General features: G+C 58.6%; 18 protein-coding genes. 15 read left to right on the top strand and 3 right to left on the bottom strand.

The window, feature by feature from the left end:
* The first annotated feature begins 1 nt into the window (after position 1).
* Entirely contained in the window at positions 2-751 is a 750-nt protein-coding gene (locus ACTG3X_RS10585) for an SDR family NAD(P)-dependent oxidoreductase (protein WP_439111238.1), read from the top strand.
* Here ACTG3X_RS10585 and ACTG3X_RS10580 read toward each other — a convergent pair.
* Together ACTG3X_RS10580 and ACTG3X_RS10575 are read right to left on the bottom strand one after the other, a co-directional pair.
* Positions 748-1,968 (bottom strand): UbiA family prenyltransferase, encoded by a 1,221-nt coding sequence (locus ACTG3X_RS10580; protein ID WP_439111237.1) that lies wholly within the window; start codon positions 1,966-1,968, stop codon positions 748-750. The two genes, ACTG3X_RS10585 and ACTG3X_RS10580, sit on opposite strands and share 4 nt — an antisense overlap.
* A complete protein-coding gene (locus ACTG3X_RS10575) occupies positions 1,968-2,804 on the bottom strand; it encodes a lytic transglycosylase domain-containing protein (protein WP_439111236.1) in 837 nt (278 codons plus the stop codon). The genes ACTG3X_RS10580 and ACTG3X_RS10575 overlap by 1 nt, the downstream gene beginning before the upstream one ends.
* 385 nt (positions 2,805-3,189) lie before the next feature.
* Here ACTG3X_RS10575 and ACTG3X_RS10570 point away from each other — a divergent pair, with 385 nt between their 5' ends.
* From ACTG3X_RS10570 to ACTG3X_RS10515, 12 genes are all read left to right on the top strand, one after another.
* On the top strand, positions 3,190-3,378 hold the full coding sequence (locus tag ACTG3X_RS10570) for a Flp family type IVb pilin (RefSeq protein ID WP_439111235.1): 189 nt from the start codon (positions 3,190-3,192) through the stop codon (positions 3,376-3,378).
* A 91-nt stretch (positions 3,379-3,469) separates the two neighbouring features.
* On the top strand, positions 3,470-3,655 hold the full coding sequence (locus tag ACTG3X_RS10565; protein WP_439111234.1) for a hypothetical protein: 186 nt from the start codon (positions 3,470-3,472) through the stop codon (positions 3,653-3,655).
* Positions 3,656-3,858: 203 nt separating this feature from the next.
* Positions 3,859-4,707, top strand: coding sequence for a Flp pilus assembly protein CpaB (gene cpaB, locus ACTG3X_RS10560; protein WP_439111233.1), 849 nt, complete (start codon positions 3,859-3,861; stop codon positions 4,705-4,707).
* 216 nt (positions 4,708-4,923) lie between these two features.
* Positions 4,924-6,342, top strand: a complete 1,419-nt coding sequence (locus ACTG3X_RS10555; protein ID WP_439111232.1) for a type II and III secretion system protein family protein — start codon at positions 4,924-4,926, stop codon at positions 6,340-6,342.
* Between the two features lie 17 nt (positions 6,343-6,359).
* The gene (locus ACTG3X_RS10550; RefSeq protein ID WP_439111231.1) at positions 6,360-7,031 is read left to right on the top strand and encodes an OmpA family protein; all 672 of its coding nucleotides are present in this window, start codon (positions 6,360-6,362) and stop codon (positions 7,029-7,031) included.
* A gap of 226 nt (positions 7,032-7,257) precedes the next feature.
* Positions 7,258-8,499: an AAA family ATPase gene (locus tag ACTG3X_RS10545; protein WP_439111230.1), complete on the top strand. Its 1,242-nt coding sequence runs from the start codon at positions 7,258-7,260 to the stop codon at positions 8,497-8,499.
* 14 nt (positions 8,500-8,513) lie between these two features.
* Positions 8,514-9,980, top strand: a complete 1,467-nt coding sequence (locus ACTG3X_RS10540; protein WP_439111229.1) for a CpaF family protein — start codon at positions 8,514-8,516, stop codon at positions 9,978-9,980.
* Positions 9,981-9,985: 5 nt separating this feature from the next.
* Complete coding sequence (locus ACTG3X_RS10535) at positions 9,986-10,954, top strand: type II secretion system F family protein (protein ID WP_439111228.1); 969 nt, start codon at positions 9,986-9,988, stop codon at positions 10,952-10,954.
* 10 nt (positions 10,955-10,964) lie between these two features.
* Positions 10,965-11,930 (top strand): type II secretion system F family protein, encoded by a 966-nt coding sequence (locus ACTG3X_RS10530; RefSeq protein WP_439111227.1) that lies wholly within the window; start codon positions 10,965-10,967, stop codon positions 11,928-11,930.
* A 7-nt stretch (positions 11,931-11,937) separates the two neighbouring features.
* Positions 11,938-12,513 carry a tetratricopeptide repeat protein gene (locus tag ACTG3X_RS10525; RefSeq protein WP_439111226.1) on the top strand — a complete coding sequence of 192 codons (576 nt, stop codon included), beginning with the start codon at positions 11,938-11,940 and terminating at the stop codon, positions 12,511-12,513.
* 32 nt (positions 12,514-12,545) lie between these two features.
* Positions 12,546-13,403 carry a tetratricopeptide repeat protein gene (locus ACTG3X_RS10520; RefSeq protein WP_439111225.1) on the top strand — a complete coding sequence of 286 codons (858 nt, stop codon included), beginning with the start codon at positions 12,546-12,548 and terminating at the stop codon, positions 13,401-13,403.
* A gap of 6 nt (positions 13,404-13,409) precedes the next feature.
* The gene (locus ACTG3X_RS10515; RefSeq protein ID WP_439111224.1) at positions 13,410-13,904 is read left to right on the top strand and encodes a prepilin peptidase; all 495 of its coding nucleotides are present in this window, start codon (positions 13,410-13,412) and stop codon (positions 13,902-13,904) included.
* Here ACTG3X_RS10515 and ACTG3X_RS10510 read toward each other — a convergent pair.
* Positions 13,889-15,415: a hypothetical protein gene (locus ACTG3X_RS10510; protein WP_439111223.1), complete on the bottom strand. Its 1,527-nt coding sequence runs from the start codon at positions 15,413-15,415 to the stop codon at positions 13,889-13,891. The two genes, ACTG3X_RS10515 and ACTG3X_RS10510, sit on opposite strands and share 16 nt — an antisense overlap.
* 150 nt (positions 15,416-15,565) lie before the next feature.
* Here ACTG3X_RS10510 and ACTG3X_RS10505 point away from each other — a divergent pair, with 150 nt between their 5' ends.
* On the top strand, positions 15,566-16,873 hold the full coding sequence (locus ACTG3X_RS10505) for an ATPase (RefSeq protein ID WP_439111222.1): 1,308 nt from the start codon (positions 15,566-15,568) through the stop codon (positions 16,871-16,873).
* On the top strand, positions 16,873-17,057 hold a 185-nt coding region (locus ACTG3X_RS10500; RefSeq protein WP_439111221.1), incomplete at its 3' end, for a hypothetical protein. The genes ACTG3X_RS10505 and ACTG3X_RS10500, both read left to right, overlap by 1 nt.

Here is a 17,057-nt window from a genome sequence, read left to right as displayed (position 1 = left end):
CATGAGCGAGACACGCACAGACACATGGATCATCCTTGGCGCAAGCTCCTCCATGGCGCGCGCCTTTGTGCGCGGCTTGGCCGAAGCAGGCCACAGCCTTATCCTCGCGGGCCGCGACAAAGACGATCTGGCGCGCATCGGCTCCGATGCCAAAGCGCGCGGCGCGGCCACTGTCTCAAGCTTCACGCTTGATGCCCGCAATGCCGCGAGCTTCACCCCCATCATCAATCACGCCGCCGCGCAGGAAGGCCAACTGTCATGCGCCGTCTTCATTGGCTCCATGCCCGACCAATCCGAGATTGATGCCACCCCCGCCCTGATCGACGGCGTGGTGAGTGACAGTTTCACAGGCCCCGCCCAGTTTCTGCAACAGCTTGCCCCGCTTCTGGAAGCGCGCGGCGGTGGCACAATCGTTGGCGTCGGTTCGGTCGCAGGCGACCGTGGCCGTCTTGGCAACTATGTCTACGGCGCGGCCAAAGCGGGCTTTGCCACCTATTTGTCGGGGCTGCGCAACCGCCTTGCGCGCTCGGGCGTCCATGTGATGACAGTCAAGCCCGGCCCTGTCGATACGGCCATGACATGGGGCCTTGGCAAGCAACCCTTCATGACAACCCCCGAAGGCGTGGCGCGCGATATTTTCAAAGGCCTCAAAAAGCAGCGCAACACCGTCTACACGGCAAGTATCTGGTGGTTGGTGATGCTGGTGATCCGCCTGATCCCCGAGCCGGTCTTCAAGAAAATGTCGATCTAAAAGCCGAACCACTGTGCCCAAAGGCCTGCCGCATAAAACATCAGCGACAGCGTGATCAGGATCAACCCGATCCCACGCTTGTCGCGCAGGGCAAAGACGATAGGGTCGTAATCCTGCTTGCCATAGTAGCCAAGCCGCACCATCCGAAAGAGCCATGCCGCCAGCGGCACAATCGCCAGCCAGAGAAACCAGCGGTCAGGGTAAAGCGCCACAGCCTGCGGACTGTTGGAATAGACGAAGAAAACAACCAACGCCGCAATCATGCTGACAACCGCAAAATTGAGCAGCTTGCCGCGGTCTGGCCGCCCGTAGCCCCGCCCGGGCAAGCGTTCGTCCGACGTGGCCAGTGTCAGCTCCGTCAGCCGCTTCACCGCGCCCAGCGTGAGAAACACGGGAAAGATGAAAAACAGCATCGCCCCGGAAACAGCCACACCAGCCGCCGCCGCGCCGGCCACCACACGCACAGAATAAAGCGAAGCCAGCATCGTAATATCAACCCAGCGCATCCGCTTCAGACGCATCGAATAGGCGACGGAAACAAAGACATAGAGCACTGTCACCGCTAAAAACTTCGGGCCAAGATATGCCCCGAGCCCCAAGGCAAGGCTCACAAGCACAAGCCCCGTCAGCATCCCGACGCTCAGCGGCACAGTCCCACTCGCGAAAGGGCGTTTGCATTTCTTGGGGTGCAGGCGGTCTGCCTCAAGGTCGACAAGGTCATTGACCACATAGATAGACGAGGCCGCTGCCGAAAAGGCAACCATGCCCAGAAGCGCCAGTATCAGCGCGCCCCCTTCAAAGCGATGCGCCGCCAAGAGCGGCAACAAGAGCAATATGTTCTTCACCCATTGGTGCGGCCGGATCGCCTTGGCCAGCGCGCGCCAGCTCCAGTTCTGGGCGCGCGTCTCGCCTGTTGCCTCGCTCAGCTCAAGCCCGTGCACAGCCGCCAAAGCTTCGGCGACTTCGGGGTGTTTGGCGCTTGAAAGCGCAACCCGCTGTCCTGAAGCCTTGAGCGCCGCAATCTCTTTCAAAACATCCGCATCCAGCGGCAAAAGATCGGTGCGCAGCGCAACACCCTCGGGCTTTGCCCCGCTCATAAGGCTGACAAAAGCGGCACGCGGTTTTACCCCGAGTGCGCCCCAAACATATTCCAGCCGCACAGATGTGCGCAGCAAACCGCCTTCAAGCGCAAAAACGGTGACCCCCACATCCGCCATCAGTCTGATTTCGCCATCTTGAAGTTAAAGACACAGCCGTCACTCGCCAACTCAGGCGGCGTCATGCAAAGCCCCTTCGCTGTCTTGAATGCCGCCAGAACCTTGGGCACGTAATCACGTGTCTCGGCATAGTCGGGCACACCGCCCGCGCGCTTCACAGCGTTTTCGCCCGCATTATACCCCGCAAGCACCAAGATAGGGTCACGGTCGAAAGCCTTCATCAAAACATCAAGGAACGCCACGCCGCCCTTTATGTTGTCGGCAGGCACAAGTGCATCTCCCACACCAAACCGCTCTGCCGTCACGGGCATCAGCTGCATCAACCCTTGCGCGCCGGCTCGGCTCACAGCATCTACACGCCCGCCACTTTCAATGGAGATCACAGCCAGCACAAGCGCGGGCGACACTTCTGTTCCGATTGTTGCTTTCAAGATATCCGCACCCCTTGCCTCGACAATGGCGCGCAAGGTCTCAAGCCGTGGCGTGCTGACAGCGGCCCCGCCCGGCCCGTTGCTCACACTGACAAGCGCAGGCGCAAGGCGGCCCGGCGCACTTGCCGCCATATCCGGCGAGATCTTCTCCCAGAACCATGCATATGTTCCAGTGTTTGTTTTGGCAGGTGCGCTGGCGCTCTCAGCCGTCGCCGCCTCCTGCTCGGTCGCAGGGCGCGCCACAAGGCTACTGCTCTTGCCGCGCTGGCGCTCAAGATCTTCCGGAGCGATCTGAATGTTGATCCGGTTCTTTTCACCAGCCTTCGGAGGCTTCACCTTCTTGAAGGTGAAGTCACGAAACTGCGACGGGGATTCCGCCAGAAGAGGTGCACCACCAAGAAGCACCAAGAGACTCGTTATACATAGGGCCCGCATTTTGCGTTCTGCTCTGCCTGTTATTTTTCCAAACTATCGCAGAATCTTTCGATATCGGCCAGTCTCACGCGGAATTTCACATAAAATTTGGCTCAATTTGCCGCCTCATCAAAAAAACGGAGTTTAATATTCCGTAAAATTATCAAGAATAAATTAGCAATATCAATAACTTAATTCACCACCTCAGAAATTATTCGAATTGCACCAAAATTGCTCAAATCGCGCCCAATTCCTGCCGTTTTCCACTGGCTATATCTCCCCATACCGAGACGGTGATGAGCCAAAGAGAGAGAGCGGCACATCAACACCCCGACGCGGTGAACACAAACCTAATGATCCTTTGGAGGGACACACCATGATGAAATTTATCAAAAACTTCAAAAAAGACGAAGACGGCGCCGTAACAGTTGACTGGGTTGTTCTGACAGCAGCCGTTGTTGGCCTTGCCGTTGCAGCCTACTCTTCAATCCAGACTGGCGCGTCAGACCTGACATCACGCACAAACACATACATGGGTTCACAAAACCCGGGTGGCTTCAACTAAGTTGGCCTAAGAGGTCGCGCCGCTCACAGAGGCAGCGCGACCTTTCTCCTTCTGCATGGTGCAGCAGGGTTTTTATGGGAAGGTCACGAGTATGCTTCGCAGAGTTAAGAATTTTTTGTCGCGTGAAGACGGCGCGGTTACTGTTGACTGGGTTGTTCTGACAGCCGCGGTTGTTGGCCTTCTTGCGGCTGGCTACGGCATGATGCGCAGCGGAACAACAGACCTGTCAGAAGGCGTCTCCTCATATATGGGCTCTGCCGAACCTGGCGACATTTAGAGCGCGCCCGATTTGCACACACGCGTTCAGCGAGTTGAGCCGCCCACGGGCGGCTTTTGCATGTGGGCACCTCTCCACAAGGCGATGGGCATTTCACGGTATCACCCTTTCAGCACCACGATCTCGCCATATTCGCGCGCTAGATACCTGACCAAGGCAAAGCCTCTGGGCTTTTGCCATAACAGATTTTGAGGAGCGTTATCATGCGTGGCATTTTCGGATTGGTACTCATTGTGGGCGTTGCCCTTGCAGGCTTTGCGGTCTTCATGGCCAAAGACTACATCGACAAATATCAATCTGCCCTCGAAGCCGAGCGCTCCAAAGGCGGGTCCATCGACACTGTCGAGATCTTCGTGACCAAAAAGCCGGTCAAATACGGCGACCAGCTCACAGCCGAAGATGTCCGCCTTGTCAGCTGGCCAACCCGCTCAGTGCCCCAAGGCGCCTACAGCATCCCAGAAGAGCTTTTCCCGCAGGGCTTTGACAAGCCTCGCTCCGTGCTGCGCTCCCTCGAGCCAGGCGAAGCGATCTTGGCTGTCAAACTTACCAACCCGGGCGAGCCTGCAGGTCTAACCTCCCTTCTCAAGCCGGGTGAGCGCGCCTTCACAATCGAGGTCAGCGTGGCATCAGGGGTCTCGGGCTTCCTGCGCCCCGGTCATCAGGTTGATGTCTACTGGACAGGCCGCGTCGAGGGTCAGGGCCGCAATGCCGAAGTGACAAAGCTCATACAATCCAGCCTTCCGCTCATCGCCATTGACCAATCAGCCAATGAAGAGGTGCAAAAAGCAGGGATCGCCCGCACAGTAACAGTTGCCGCTTCAGCCCAACAAGTCGCGGCTTTGGCGCAGGCCCAGTCTACAGGCAGCCTCTCGCTTGCCTTGGTCGGCTCGGGCGATGCCCGCACAAACGAGGTGATCGAAGTCGACCAAAACGCACTTTTGGGCGTTGTAGCCGCCGAAGCCCCCGTAGCACAGGCGCTCGAAGAGGTCTGCACCATCCGTACGCGCCGCGGCGCAGAAGTGGTCGAAATCGAGATCCCTTGCACAAATTAAGGTAGAGCATCACAGCTCACACACATCATACAGGGGTCCAGTTCGCGCTGGCCCCCTTTTTCATATCGCGGCAGATTCACCCCTGTTGCCTCAGATCAACATAAATCTCACCTTCGAAACCTTTGATTCTTGCAATAAAAACCAAACTAACGCATGGTCACACCAATAATGGGCAAAAAGCCCACGATAGTAATGTGATCAGAGAGGCAGGTCACAATGACATTGAGTAGTTTTCTAAAAGTAGCCGTCGCGAGCTTTGCGCTCGCCCTAACGGCTGTTCCACACACAGTTTTGGCTGAGTCCGTGCGCGTTGTAAAACGTGGCACCTCGAGCGCGCTTGAAGTTCCCATGAACCGCGCGGTCGTTGTCGAAAGCGACCAGCCTTTCGCCGAACTCTCGATCGCCAATCCGGCGATCGCAGATATTTCGTCGCTGTCCGACCGTACAATCTATGTGCTCGGAAAGGCCCCTGGCCTAACCACTCTCACCCTTCTGGATGCCAATGGCCGCCTCATCACAAACGTTGATGTGCGCGTCGCCTCTGACATTTCCGAATTCAAAGAGCGGTTGCGCCAGATTTTGCCAGGCGAAAAGATCGAAGTGCGCACCGCCAACGACGGTATCGTGCTCTCTGGCACGGTGTCTTCCGCAGCCCGCCTTCAGCGCGCGATGGATCTGGCCGAACGCTACGCGCCCGAGCGCGTCTCCAACCTCATGGTTGTTGGCGGGATCCAGCAAGTCATGCTCAAAGTGCGCTTTGCTGAAATGCAGCGCACCGTGTCAAAGTCGCTCAGCGCTTCGCTCGCCTTCAACGGCAGCGCGGCAGGTGGCAACCTTGGCCTCAACGGCGGCACCAATACAACCAACAACTCAGGCGCCATCACAACAGCGCTTGGCGGCTCTGTCCCCTCAGGCAACTCAAACAATGGCGCGATGCTCTTCGGCTTCAACGCAGGCTCCGTCGAAGTCGGCGTACTGCTTGAAGCCCTTGAAACAAAGGGCGTTGTGCGCACCTTGGCCGAGCCGAACCTGACCGCCCTTTCAGGGCAAGAAGCCAAGTTCCTCGCCGGTGGCGAATATCCTATCCCGGTTTCCCAAGATGGTGGCTCCGTCACGATCGAGTACAAGCCTTTCGGTGTTGAGCTCAACTTCATCCCCCGTGTGGTTGATGGCGATCTGATCAACCTTGAGCTTGAAGCCGCTGTGTCCTCGCTCGACCCCAACAATGGCGCGACCTTCAACAACTTCAGCATTGATGCCTTCAAGCGCCGCGAGACCAAAACAACGGTCGAGCTGCGCGATGGCGAGAGCTTCGCAATCGCGGGTTTGCTGCAAGACGACTTCCGCGACAGCGCAGGTCAGGTGCCATGGCTCGGTGATTTGCCTATCCTCGGTGCTCTTTTCCGCAGCGCCGACTATAACCGCTCGCAATCCGAGCTGGTGATCATCATCACAGCCCACCTCGTTTCGCCCACGCGCGGCGAAGTCTTGGCTCTGCCAACCGACCGCGTGCGCCCACCGTCAGAGAAAGATCTGTTCTTGCACGGCCGCGTGGCAAGCACGGGCCAAGGTGGTGTTGTCGGAGAGGTTGCAAAGCAAGACTTCAACGGCTCTTATGGCTACGTGATGGAGTAAGAGACATGGTGGGGTTTATGAAAACACGCTTTACGCGCAACAGTATTGTCGCTCTCGCGGCCTGCACAGCACTCACCGCTTGCTCCAGCAATCCAGCCATGATGCGCTTTGAAAGCGAAGCAGGCACGCTCCTTCAGGGGCAGGATTTCGGCAACTCGACGATGAACAACACCCAGATCATGTCTGGCGAGAAATCATATGCCATTGATCTGGCAAACAGATTTGCCGCCGAAGTGATCACAACTGTGCATTTCGCGTTCAACTCGGCCCAGCTTGATGCTGGTGCCCAAGACGCACTGCGCGAGCAGGCCAACTGGATCCGCCAGTTCCCGGAAATCACCTTCCGTGTCTTTGGCCATGCCGACGCCCCAGGCCCCAACAGCTACAACAAAACCCTTGGCCTGCGCCGCGCGCAAGCAGTGGTGTCTTTTCTCTCGACCCAGGGCATCAGCCGCAACCGGCTTGAGGCGGTGTCCTCCTTGGGCGAGACACAACCGCTTGTTGCCACCGAAGGCCGCGAGCGCCGCAACCGCCGCGCTGTGACCGAAGTGTCAGGCTTCGTGCGGGCGCATCCATCCGTTCTGGATGGGAAATACGCCGCCATCATCTACCGCGACTATGTCACATCCGCTGGCAAAGACATCGGAACATCCGGCATCACAGGTGCCGACGTGGCCACAAGCCAGTAAACTCCAAGCAGAGGGGCGCGTGCAAAAGCCTGCGCCCCTGCCTGCCCCCCGGCCCACACCGCCTGCTAGAAATCGCAGAAAAGCATATTTTTAGCCCCAATTCTGCCCCAGTCTCCAGCAATATTCTCTCAAAAGCAGTCGTCCGTCTTTCGTAAAGCGAGGCGCGAACCGCAGGATCAACGGTGCAAAATGCCCGCCTGTGCGTTCTAGTATGAGGAATGAGGCAATGACACGTTCAGAGACACCACATCAGGAGCTTCCCCCGCTCAAGGCTTGCACCGTCAGCCGTGATGTTCAGAACTTTGACCTACTGATCGAAGACATGGAAAGCGCACTGGGCGAAGCCTGGGGCGATATCGGCTTCGGCGAGGCCCGACACTTCTTTGACCAGCCAGAGGCCAAAGACCTCGAATTCATCGCGCTGGCCCTTGATACCGAGGAAGAAGACAAAATCGTCTTTCTCAGCGAAATCGTAAAAGCCGCAAAAGCCCGCGCGATCAAAGTGATCGTCGTGGCCGAAGATGTCACGCCGGCCGCCTTGCACCAGCTTCTGCGCGACGGCGCTGACGAATTTGTCCCCTACCCCCTTCCCGAAGGCGAGCTGCACGCCGCCATCGAGCGGCTGAATGCGCCAGCACCAGCCGCAGCCCCGGCTGCCGCGCCTGCACCTGTTGCCGCTGGGCCGGGCAAGCGCGATGGTGTCATCATAGCCTGCCACGGCCTCGCTGGCGGCACAGGCGCAACCACGCTTGCGGTCAACCTCGCGTGGGAACTCGCGATTGTTGATAAGAAAGCCCCGCCCAAAATCTGCCTGATCGACCTTGATTTGCAGTTCGGCTCGGTCGCAACCTATCTTGACCTGCCCCGCCTAGAGCCAGTCTTTGAGCTTTGGACAGACACCGAAAGCATGGATGACCAGATGTTCAAGTCGGCTCTTGTCGGCTTTGAAGACAAGCTCAGCGTCTTCACGGCACCGTCCGATATGATCCCGCTTGATCTGATCACCTCTGCCGATGTGGACCGCGTCCTTGATATGGCCGCGACCCATTTTGACTATGTGATCGTCGATATGCCCAAGACACTGGTGCAATGGTCAGAATCCGTCCTGCGCAAGGCCTCGGTCTACTTCTCGACCCTCGAGCTTGATATGCGCTCGGCACAAAACACACTGCGCCTTGTGCGCGCTCTTCAGGCCGAGGATCTGCCAGCAGACAAGCTGCGCTATGTGCTCAACCGTGGCCCCAAATTTACCGACCTCAACGGCAAGGCCCGTATCAAACGCATGGCCGAAAGCCTCGATATCAAAATCGAGCTTGTCCTCTCTGATGGCGGCAAGCCTGTCACGCAGGGGGCCGATCATGGCCTGCCGCTGGCGTCCTCTGCAGCGAAAAACCCGCTGCGCAAAGAAATCGCCAAGCTGGCAGCCGAGCTCCACGCGCTCGGCCAGGCCGAAGCTGAAGCCGCATAAGAAAGAGTTTTCAGATGTTTTCACGCTACAAAAAAGACGCTGCCGCCAGCACCCCCGTCACAGACGCGAAAGTGACCCAGCTTCCCACAAAAGGCGCAGCGGCCTCGGCGCCAGCTGAAGTCAAAGCGCCAGCGCCGTCCACAAGCCTGCGCCGTGCCAGCTCGGGTATCCCGGCACAGGCAGTCCCCATGGACAAAGAGGCCAAGCGGCGCGAGCGGATCGGCGAGCTCAAGCTCGAGCTGCACCGCGAACTGCTCGACAACCTCAATTTGGCCGCCCTCGACAGCGCCAGCGAGGCCGACCTGCGCGGCGAAATCAACGCCATCACCGATGAGGTCTTGGCGCAGAAAAACGTGGTTCTCAACCGCGATGACCGCAACACCCTGACCAAAGAATTGTTTGACGAGGTCAAAGGCCTCGGCCCGCTCGAAACGCTTCTGCAAGACGAGACGGTAAACGATATTCTCGTGAACGGCCCCAAACAGATTTTCGTTGAGCGCAACGGCAAGCTGTCGCTGTCAGACGTCACGTTCAAAGACGAAAAGCACCTGATGCGGATCATCGACAAGATCGTCTCCGCCGTGGGCCGCCGCGTGGATGAAAGCAACCCATACGTCGATGCGCGCTTGCAAGACGGCTCACGCTTCAACGCCATGGTGCCGCCCATCGCGGTTGACGGCTCGCTCGTTTCCATTCGTAAGTTCAAAAAAGACAAGCTCGGCATTGACGATCTTGTGGCGTTCGGAGCCTTCTCCGAAGAGATGGCCGCCTACCTTCAGGCTGCCGTGTCCACCCGCCTCAACATCATCGTCTCTGGCGGGACAGGCTCGGGTAAAACAACCACGCTCAACGCGCTTTCAAGCTTCATCGCCGACGATGAGCGCATCCTGACAATCGAGGATACAGCCGAACTCCAGCTCCAGCAAACGCACGTGGGCCGCATGGAAAGCCGCCCACCCAACGTGGAGGGCAAAGGCGAGGTCTCCCCGCGCGATTGTCTGAAAAACGCTCTTCGGATGCGCCCTGACCGTATCATCGTGGGCGAGACCCGCGGCGAGGAAGTTATCGACATGTTGCAGGCCATGAACACAGGTCACGACGGCTCGATGACAACAATCCACGCCAACAACCCGCGCGATGGTATCTCGCGTCTTGAAAACATGGTCGCCATGGCCGGGATCGAAATGCCGCTCAAAGCCGTGCGCTCGCAAATTTCCTCGGCGGTAAACCTTCTCGTGCAGGCCTCACGCCTGCAAGACGGCTCCCGCCGCATGACCTCGATCACCGAGATCACAGGCATGGAAGGCGATGTTATCTCGATGCAGGAAATCTTCCGCTTCCAGCGCGTGGGGCTGACCCCCGAAAACAAAATCATCGGCCACTTCACAGCCACCGGCGTGCGCAGCCACTTCTCCGAGCGCTTCCGCCTCTGGGGCTATGATTTGCCACCTTCCATCTTTGAACCCGTTGCAGCGGAGTAAGCCTCATGGCCATTAGCGCAGAACCCCTCATCTACGGACTGATCTTTATCGGCGTGCTTGTGCTCGTCGAGGGCATCTATCTGACGCTCTTCGGCCGCTCGATCTCGCTCAACAGCCGCGTCAACCGCCGCCTGGATATGATCCAGAAAGGCAACAAACGTGCCGACGTGATGGACAAACTCCGCAAGGAAATGAACCAGCACAAGCGCTCGATGGGCATCCCGCTCTACTCCCTTCTGGCAAGCAAGGCCCAAAAGGCCGCGCTGGCATTCTCTCCCGTACAGCTGATCCTGCTGATGGGCGTTGTCTCCGTCATCGCCTTTCTCGGCCTCACGGTGGGCACAGATTCGCCTTTGCCCGTGCGCGCAGCCCTTGCGCCCCTGATCGGCATCGGAGGCATTTTCTTCTGGGTCAATTCCAAGGCCAAAAAGCGCATCTCCATGATCGAAGAGCAGCTGCCTGACGCCGTCGAACTGATGGTGCGCTCCTTGCGCGTGGGTCACCCCTTTGCCTCTGCTGTGCAAATTGTCTCCAAAGAGATCAAAGATCCGCTCGCCTCCGAGTTCGGCATCATCGCCGATGAATGTGCCTATGGCCGCGATGTCGGCGATGCGCTCAAAGACCTTGCCGAGCGCATCGGTTTGCAAGATTTGCGCTTCCTCGCGGTGGCCGTGACCATCCAGCAGCAATCCGGCGGCAACCTCGCCGAGATCCTTGCCGGCCTTGCGCAGGTGATCCGTGCCCGCTTCCGCCTCTTCCGTCGCGTGAAAGCAATCACCGCCGAGGCGCAGTGGTCGGGCAAGTTCCTGTCGTCTTTCCCCTTGGTGGCACTCGTTGTCATCAACGTCTCCAAGCCCGACTACTATGACGAAGTCATGGACCACCCCTATTTCATCCCGGCCTGCATCTTTGTGGCCGTATTCCTCACGCTGAACCTGATCGTCATGCGCGTGCTGACAGATATCAAGGTTTAAGGAGCGCGCTATGGACCAGTTAAACGAAACGCTTACAGGGGTTCTTGGCCCGTTTGGCCCGCTCATCGCGGTGGGCTCGCTCGGGCTGATCCTCATCCTTGTCGCCGTCTCCATGATCATGGCGCAGCGCAGTGACCCGCTGGAGCGGCTCAAGCGCGACACCCGCCTGCCCTCCAACTCCCGTGAGGTAAAGCAAAAGCTGCGCGGCTCACAGCGCAACGAAAAGCTGCAGCGCTACGCAAACTTCCTTGAGCCACAGGACGAGCAAGAGCTGGCCGGCATGAAGCTGAAGCTCATGCAAGCAGGCTACCGCGGCAAAGATTCTGTGCGCTACTTCCACTTCGCCCAGTTCGCGCTTGGCATTGGCTTCCTTGTCCTTGGTGTCGCCTATTTCGTGATGTTTGTTCAAAACGAGCAAACGACCATGCAGCAAACGATCATGTATATCCTCGGCCCCGGGGCTGCCGGTTATATGTTCCCCAAATACTGGGTCACAAAGCGCCAGCAAACCCGCCAAGAAAACCTCACCAACGGCTTCCCTGACTCGCTTGATATGCTTTTGGTCTGCGTTGAGGCGGGCCAGTCGATGGAGCAATCCATCATCCGCGTCTCAAAAGAAGTGCGCCCCTCTTGCGCCGATCTGGCCGACGAGCTGGAAATCGTCTCCCACGAGATGAAGGCTGGCAAGGATAAAGCCACCGTGCTCAACGACATGGCCGAGCGCTGCGGATCGCAAGACATCGCAAGTTTTGTGACCGTGCTCAACCAGTCCCAAGCCTTCGGCACGCCCATTTCCGATGCCTTGCGCGTCTATTCTGCCGAAATGCGTGATAAACGCGTCATGCGCGCAGAAGAAGCCGCGAACAAGTTGCCAACCAAGATGACACTTGCCACAATGATGCTGACGGTGCCGCCGCTCCTGATCATTCTGGTTGGGCCTTCGGTGCATGGCATCACGCAGTTGGGCAATATGTAGGGCTTTTATGAATTACCGCCGCTTCGGGCTGTTGCTGGCATCCCCGCTTCTGATTTCTTTGGCCGCCTGTTCTTCGGGCGGCCTCAGCACATCCAAAGACAGCCCCTTTGCGCCGGGCCGCGCGACGGGGGCCGAGGCCGTAGACGGGCTTCTCGTCGGCCACCGGCTGATGGCAGCAGGCGAATACGAGCTGGCGCTGCGCGCCTTCACCCGCGCCGCAGGCCAGCAAGGCCTCACCGTTGATATCCTCTCAGCCCTTGGCTCGGCCAACATAGGCCTCGGACGGCTCGGTCAGGCCGAAAAGCTCTTGCGCCGCGCCACCGACAAGGACGATGCCGTGCCAGAAGCCTGGAACAATCTCGGTGTCGTGCTCATGGAGCGTGGCGAATATGCCGAAGCTGCACAAATATTTCAGCGTGCCTATGCACTCGATGATGGCCAAAGCGACTCTATTCGCGATAATCTACGCTTAGCGTTGGCAAAATCCACAAATTCGGACTATGATACCGCTATAGAAGAAGAGCAAAATTATAAATTGGTACGGCGCGGAAGCAGCGACTTCCTCATAAGATCGATACCATGACGAGGCTGAGACAGTAATAAGGACGCAGGCACATGCGCCATTTAAGAGTACTTCCCGTATGCTTTTTGAGCGCGGCGCTTTTGGCTGGCTGCCAAAAAGCGGGTGACCAAGCCGTTGACCGCGCCTTTCAAGACGTAAACGTCGTGGATGAAAGCAACCTTAGTGACATCATGCTCACCGTGGCAGACCCGAACGAAGCGGTGAACTACTTCAAGCGCTCCGTCAGCGAAAACCCCGACCGTGCCGATCTCCAGCGCGGCCTTGGCCAATCGCTCATTCGCGCCAAGCGCCCTTCCGAGGCTGTGCCGGTCTATGCCACCCTGATGAAGTCCGATGACGCAACCGAAGAAGACCGTGTCGATTACGCCGATGCGCTCATCCGCGCGGGCGACTGGAAGACAGCCGAAGAAACACTCGACCTTGTCCCGCCGACCTTTGAAACCTTCAAGCGCTACCGCCTTGAAGCCATGGTCGCTGACAGCAACAAAGAGTGGAAAAAAGCCGATAGCTTCTATGAAACCGCCGTTGGCCTGACAACACGCCCCTCTGGCGTGCTCAACAACTGGGGCTACTCCAAGCTCACCCGCGGCGAGTTCAAAGAAGCCGAGCGCCTCTTCGCGGATGCCATCCGCCAAGACAACACGCTCTTCACCGCCAAAAACAATATGGTTCTGGCCCGTGGTGCCCAGCGCGATTACAACCTGCCCGTCATTCCCATGACACAGGTCGAGCGCGCCCAGCTTTTGCACACGCTTGGCCTTTCAGCCATCAAGCAAGGCGATGTCGAGACAGGCAAAGGCCTGCTGCGCGAAGCGATCAACACGCACCCGCAGCACTTTGAAGCCGCTGTGCGCTCGTTGCGCGCGCTTGACAGCAACGTCTCAAACTAGCCCGTCATGGAGCTGACAACACACGCCGCATGGCTGTTTTTGCCCTTCGTTCTGCCCATCTGCATCTGGGTGGCCTGGAGCGATCTGCGCATCATGAAGATCCCCAACAAAGCCGTGGGGGCATTGCTGGCTGTCTTTGTGCTGCTGGGCCTTTTCGTCATGCCATTTGACACCTACCTCTGGCGCTTGGCACAGTTCGGCATCGTGCTTCTGGCAGGTGTCGTGCTCAACGCCGCAGGCGCCTTGGGCGCAGGTGATGCCAAGTTTGCAGCCGCCGCCGCGCCCTTCATCGCCCTTGGCGATTTACGGCTCCTGCTGGCGCTCTATGCGGCCAATCTTCTGGCCGCGTTCCTCACCCACCGCATCGCCAAAAACACCAAGCTGCGCACTCTGGCCCCCGATTGGAAAAGCTGGACTGTCGGCCCTGATTTCCCGATGGGCTTCAGCCTTGGCGGCACTTTGGCAATCTATATTCTCATGGGCACTTACTTTGGCAGCTGAAGCCTGAACGCCGCCAGAATATCATCCTGATAAACAGGCGTCAGCACAATACCGCGGCGTGTGATCTCTTGCATCACAAGCTCTTTGAATGCGGGCTTAAAGCTACATTCCGGCAGCACAAAAAGACGCGCGCTCTCAATCCCGGGGAGCCCGCCATAATACCACGGTGCGCCCCCCGTAAGCGGCACAAAGTCACCAAACATCCACAGCGTGTTGAACAGCCCCGCCACATAGGCAGGCTCACCGCCAAGCCCTGCGTCTTCCAGCCGTTGCGCCATCAGCCGCATATGCGCCACAGCGCCGCCCGCAAGCGTGCATTGCCCGTCTTCCTCCCCCAAGGCAAACGTGCCCAAAGGCGGACCAAACCGCGCCTCAACCCCGCGCAAATCAGGGTGCGCCGCCAGCAAAGGCGCAAAAGCAGCCTGCGGTTGCAGCACGTGGCGCAGAGGGCTCGTAGCAATGTTGAGAAGCGGGCTTGCAGCCAGTGCCAGCGCCAAGGCTCCCACAAGGCCCAGCCAGCGCTCGCCATTATAGCGCGCCGCCAAGGCCAAAAAGAGCAGCCCCCAAAGCACAAGCCAAAGCGGGTCGTTGCCAAAGTTCTGATACGAAACATAAATCGCCCCGGGCAGCACAAGAGCAAGGATCAGCCCCGCAGGCTCGTCCTTGTGCTTGCTGCGCAGCCACAAGACCGACCCCATCGCCAAAAGCGTTCCTGCCGCATAGGCAGGCGAGAGCATGACTTGCGCCCAGCCTTGCCCGGGCTGCGGGCGCACCTCTGACGCGGCCACAGCCAAAAGATCGCCCACATAAGCCTGCCAGAAGCCAAGCCCCAAAAAGAGCGTTTGCACCGCCAGCACCGAAAGCCCGACAGCCACCGCGCCCGCCAGCACTTTGCCTTGCCCACGCAAAAGCAACCCAAAGATCACCGCAGGCGCAAAGGCCACAAAGTAAGTTGCCTTGATCAAGACAAGCGCAGCCATCGCCGCGCCGATCACCAGCGCATCGGCCCAAAAGCCCGCCCGCTGTGCCGGCAGCACAACCAGCGCCAAAGCCGGAAAGACAACAGCCCAAGCCCAGCGGTTGTAGTGCATCGACAACGACAGCTTCGCATCGGCCCCGCCATAGACCAGCCCCGCCGCCAGCAAAAGCACAGCCGCCGCAAACGCCACCGCCAGCGGCACGCTGCGCATACGGCTCACGCCCACCCAGCAGGCTGGCACAACAAGCAGCGCCGCCACAGCGATCTGCCCCCACTTTAGCGCAGCGCCAAGGCCCAGCCCCGCCTGCTTAAGCAAGACAAAGGGCGCGACACTCCAGAAGCCGAGAGGCGTCATGACATCTTCATGCAGCCGGGCCCCGCCCTCAAGGCGCAGCACAATATCCACAAGATGCAGCATGTCTGTCTCGTGTTTGGCAAAATCAAACCCCGGGCGCAGCGCGGCCAGTGCAACAAGCCCGGCAAAAACCGCCAAAACATACCCAAATACACGGCGCGCCTGTGCGTTCTGCATCACAACCTCTTCATTTTTTCTGCACTTTATGGGCCGATACTGGCCTTTGCACGGTTTTTGTTTGGCCCGTTGGCGCAACGCCGCTAAACTGGTGTCTAAAGAGGCCCGCGCAAAACGGCCCAGTTTGTATTGAGTAACCCGAGGCAGCAGATGAATATGCAACCGACAGCCGTAGTGGCTCCGCCCCCCCCGAAAACCCTTGATGATATGCAGCTTCCCTTGGTGATGATGCGAGACATTGCACTCAAAACCATGTTTCGCAAAAACATCACCGAAGTGAGCGAGCTGGCCCGCGCCATCTGCCTGCCCCGCCAAGTCACCCAAGAGCTGATTGACCTCGCCCGCGAGAACAAGCTTGTCGAGGCCACAGGCACGCTCAACGCCAACTCTGGCGGCGAAATGGGCTACCAGCTCACCGATGGGGGCAAATCGCGCACGCTTGATGCGCTGTCCCAGTCCGAATATTTCGGCGCCATGCCCGTTCCCCTTGCGGTCTACCGCGAGCAGGTCAAGCGCCAGTCGATCCGCAACATTCAGGTGACACGCGAGCAACTCACAGGCGCAATGGGCCACCTCATCCTGCCACCCGAGCTGCTTGACCACCTTGGCCCGGCCGTCTCTGCGGGGCGCTCCATCCTCATGTACGGCCCCCCCGGCAACGGCAAATCTTCCATCTCCAACGGCATCCGCGACGCGATGGGCGAAAAGGTCTATGTCCCGCGCGCCATCGAATATGCAGGGCAGGTCATCACCGTCTATGACCCCATCGTTCACACCGCCGTCGCCGACGAGGCCGAAGACCCGACAGCGCTGCGCCGCCGTGTCACCTTTGACACCCGCTACGTGAAGTGCGACCGCCCCACAGTGATCACAGGGGGCGAGCTTTCGCTTGATATGCTTGATCTCGTCTACAACCCGACCGCGCGCACCTACCAAGCGCCGCTCCAGCTCAAGTCCACGGGCGGTATCTTCATCGTCGATGACCTTGGCCGCCAGAAAGAGCCGCCCCAATCGCTGATCAACCGCTGGATCGTGCCGCTCGAAGAGAGCAAGGATATCCTCGCGCTGCAATCCGGCGAGAAATTCGAAGTGCCCTTTGACACGCTGGTGATTTTCTCCACCAACTTCCACCCCAACAAGATCTTTGACCAAGCCGCGCTGCGCCGTATCTTCTTCAAAATAAAGATCGACGGCCCCGATCAGGAGAACTTCCTCAAAATCTTCGCCATGGTCGCCCGCGCCAAAAAGATGGAGCTCGACGAGGCCGCCCTCGTGCACCTGCTCAAGGTCAAATACCCGACAATCGACAACATCTACGCCAACTATCAGCCAGGCTTCCTCATCGACCAGATGCGCGCCATCTGCGACTTTGAGGGCATCCCTTACAAAATGTCCCCTGATCTGATCGAGCGGGCATGGGCCAATATGTTCGTCAAAGAAGAACACATCGTGAATTGATGCGCCCGCATCTTGCACCTCCCCCCAAGAAGAAAAGACGGCTGTTCTTCTTGGGCGCGGAGCAAGCCTTCGGCTCGCTCATCCTTCTCGCAATCGGCTATGTGATCGGGATCATAATTCTCGGCAGCCATGACAGCGTGATGCGCGAGCTGACATGGACCAGCACAGGCAATGGCTGGGCTTC

The organism is Lentibacter sp., assembly GCF_965658795.1.
GTDB lineage: Bacteria > Pseudomonadota > Alphaproteobacteria > Rhodobacterales > Rhodobacteraceae > Lentibacter.
This window is presented reverse-complemented; position numbering and strand designations above follow the sequence as displayed.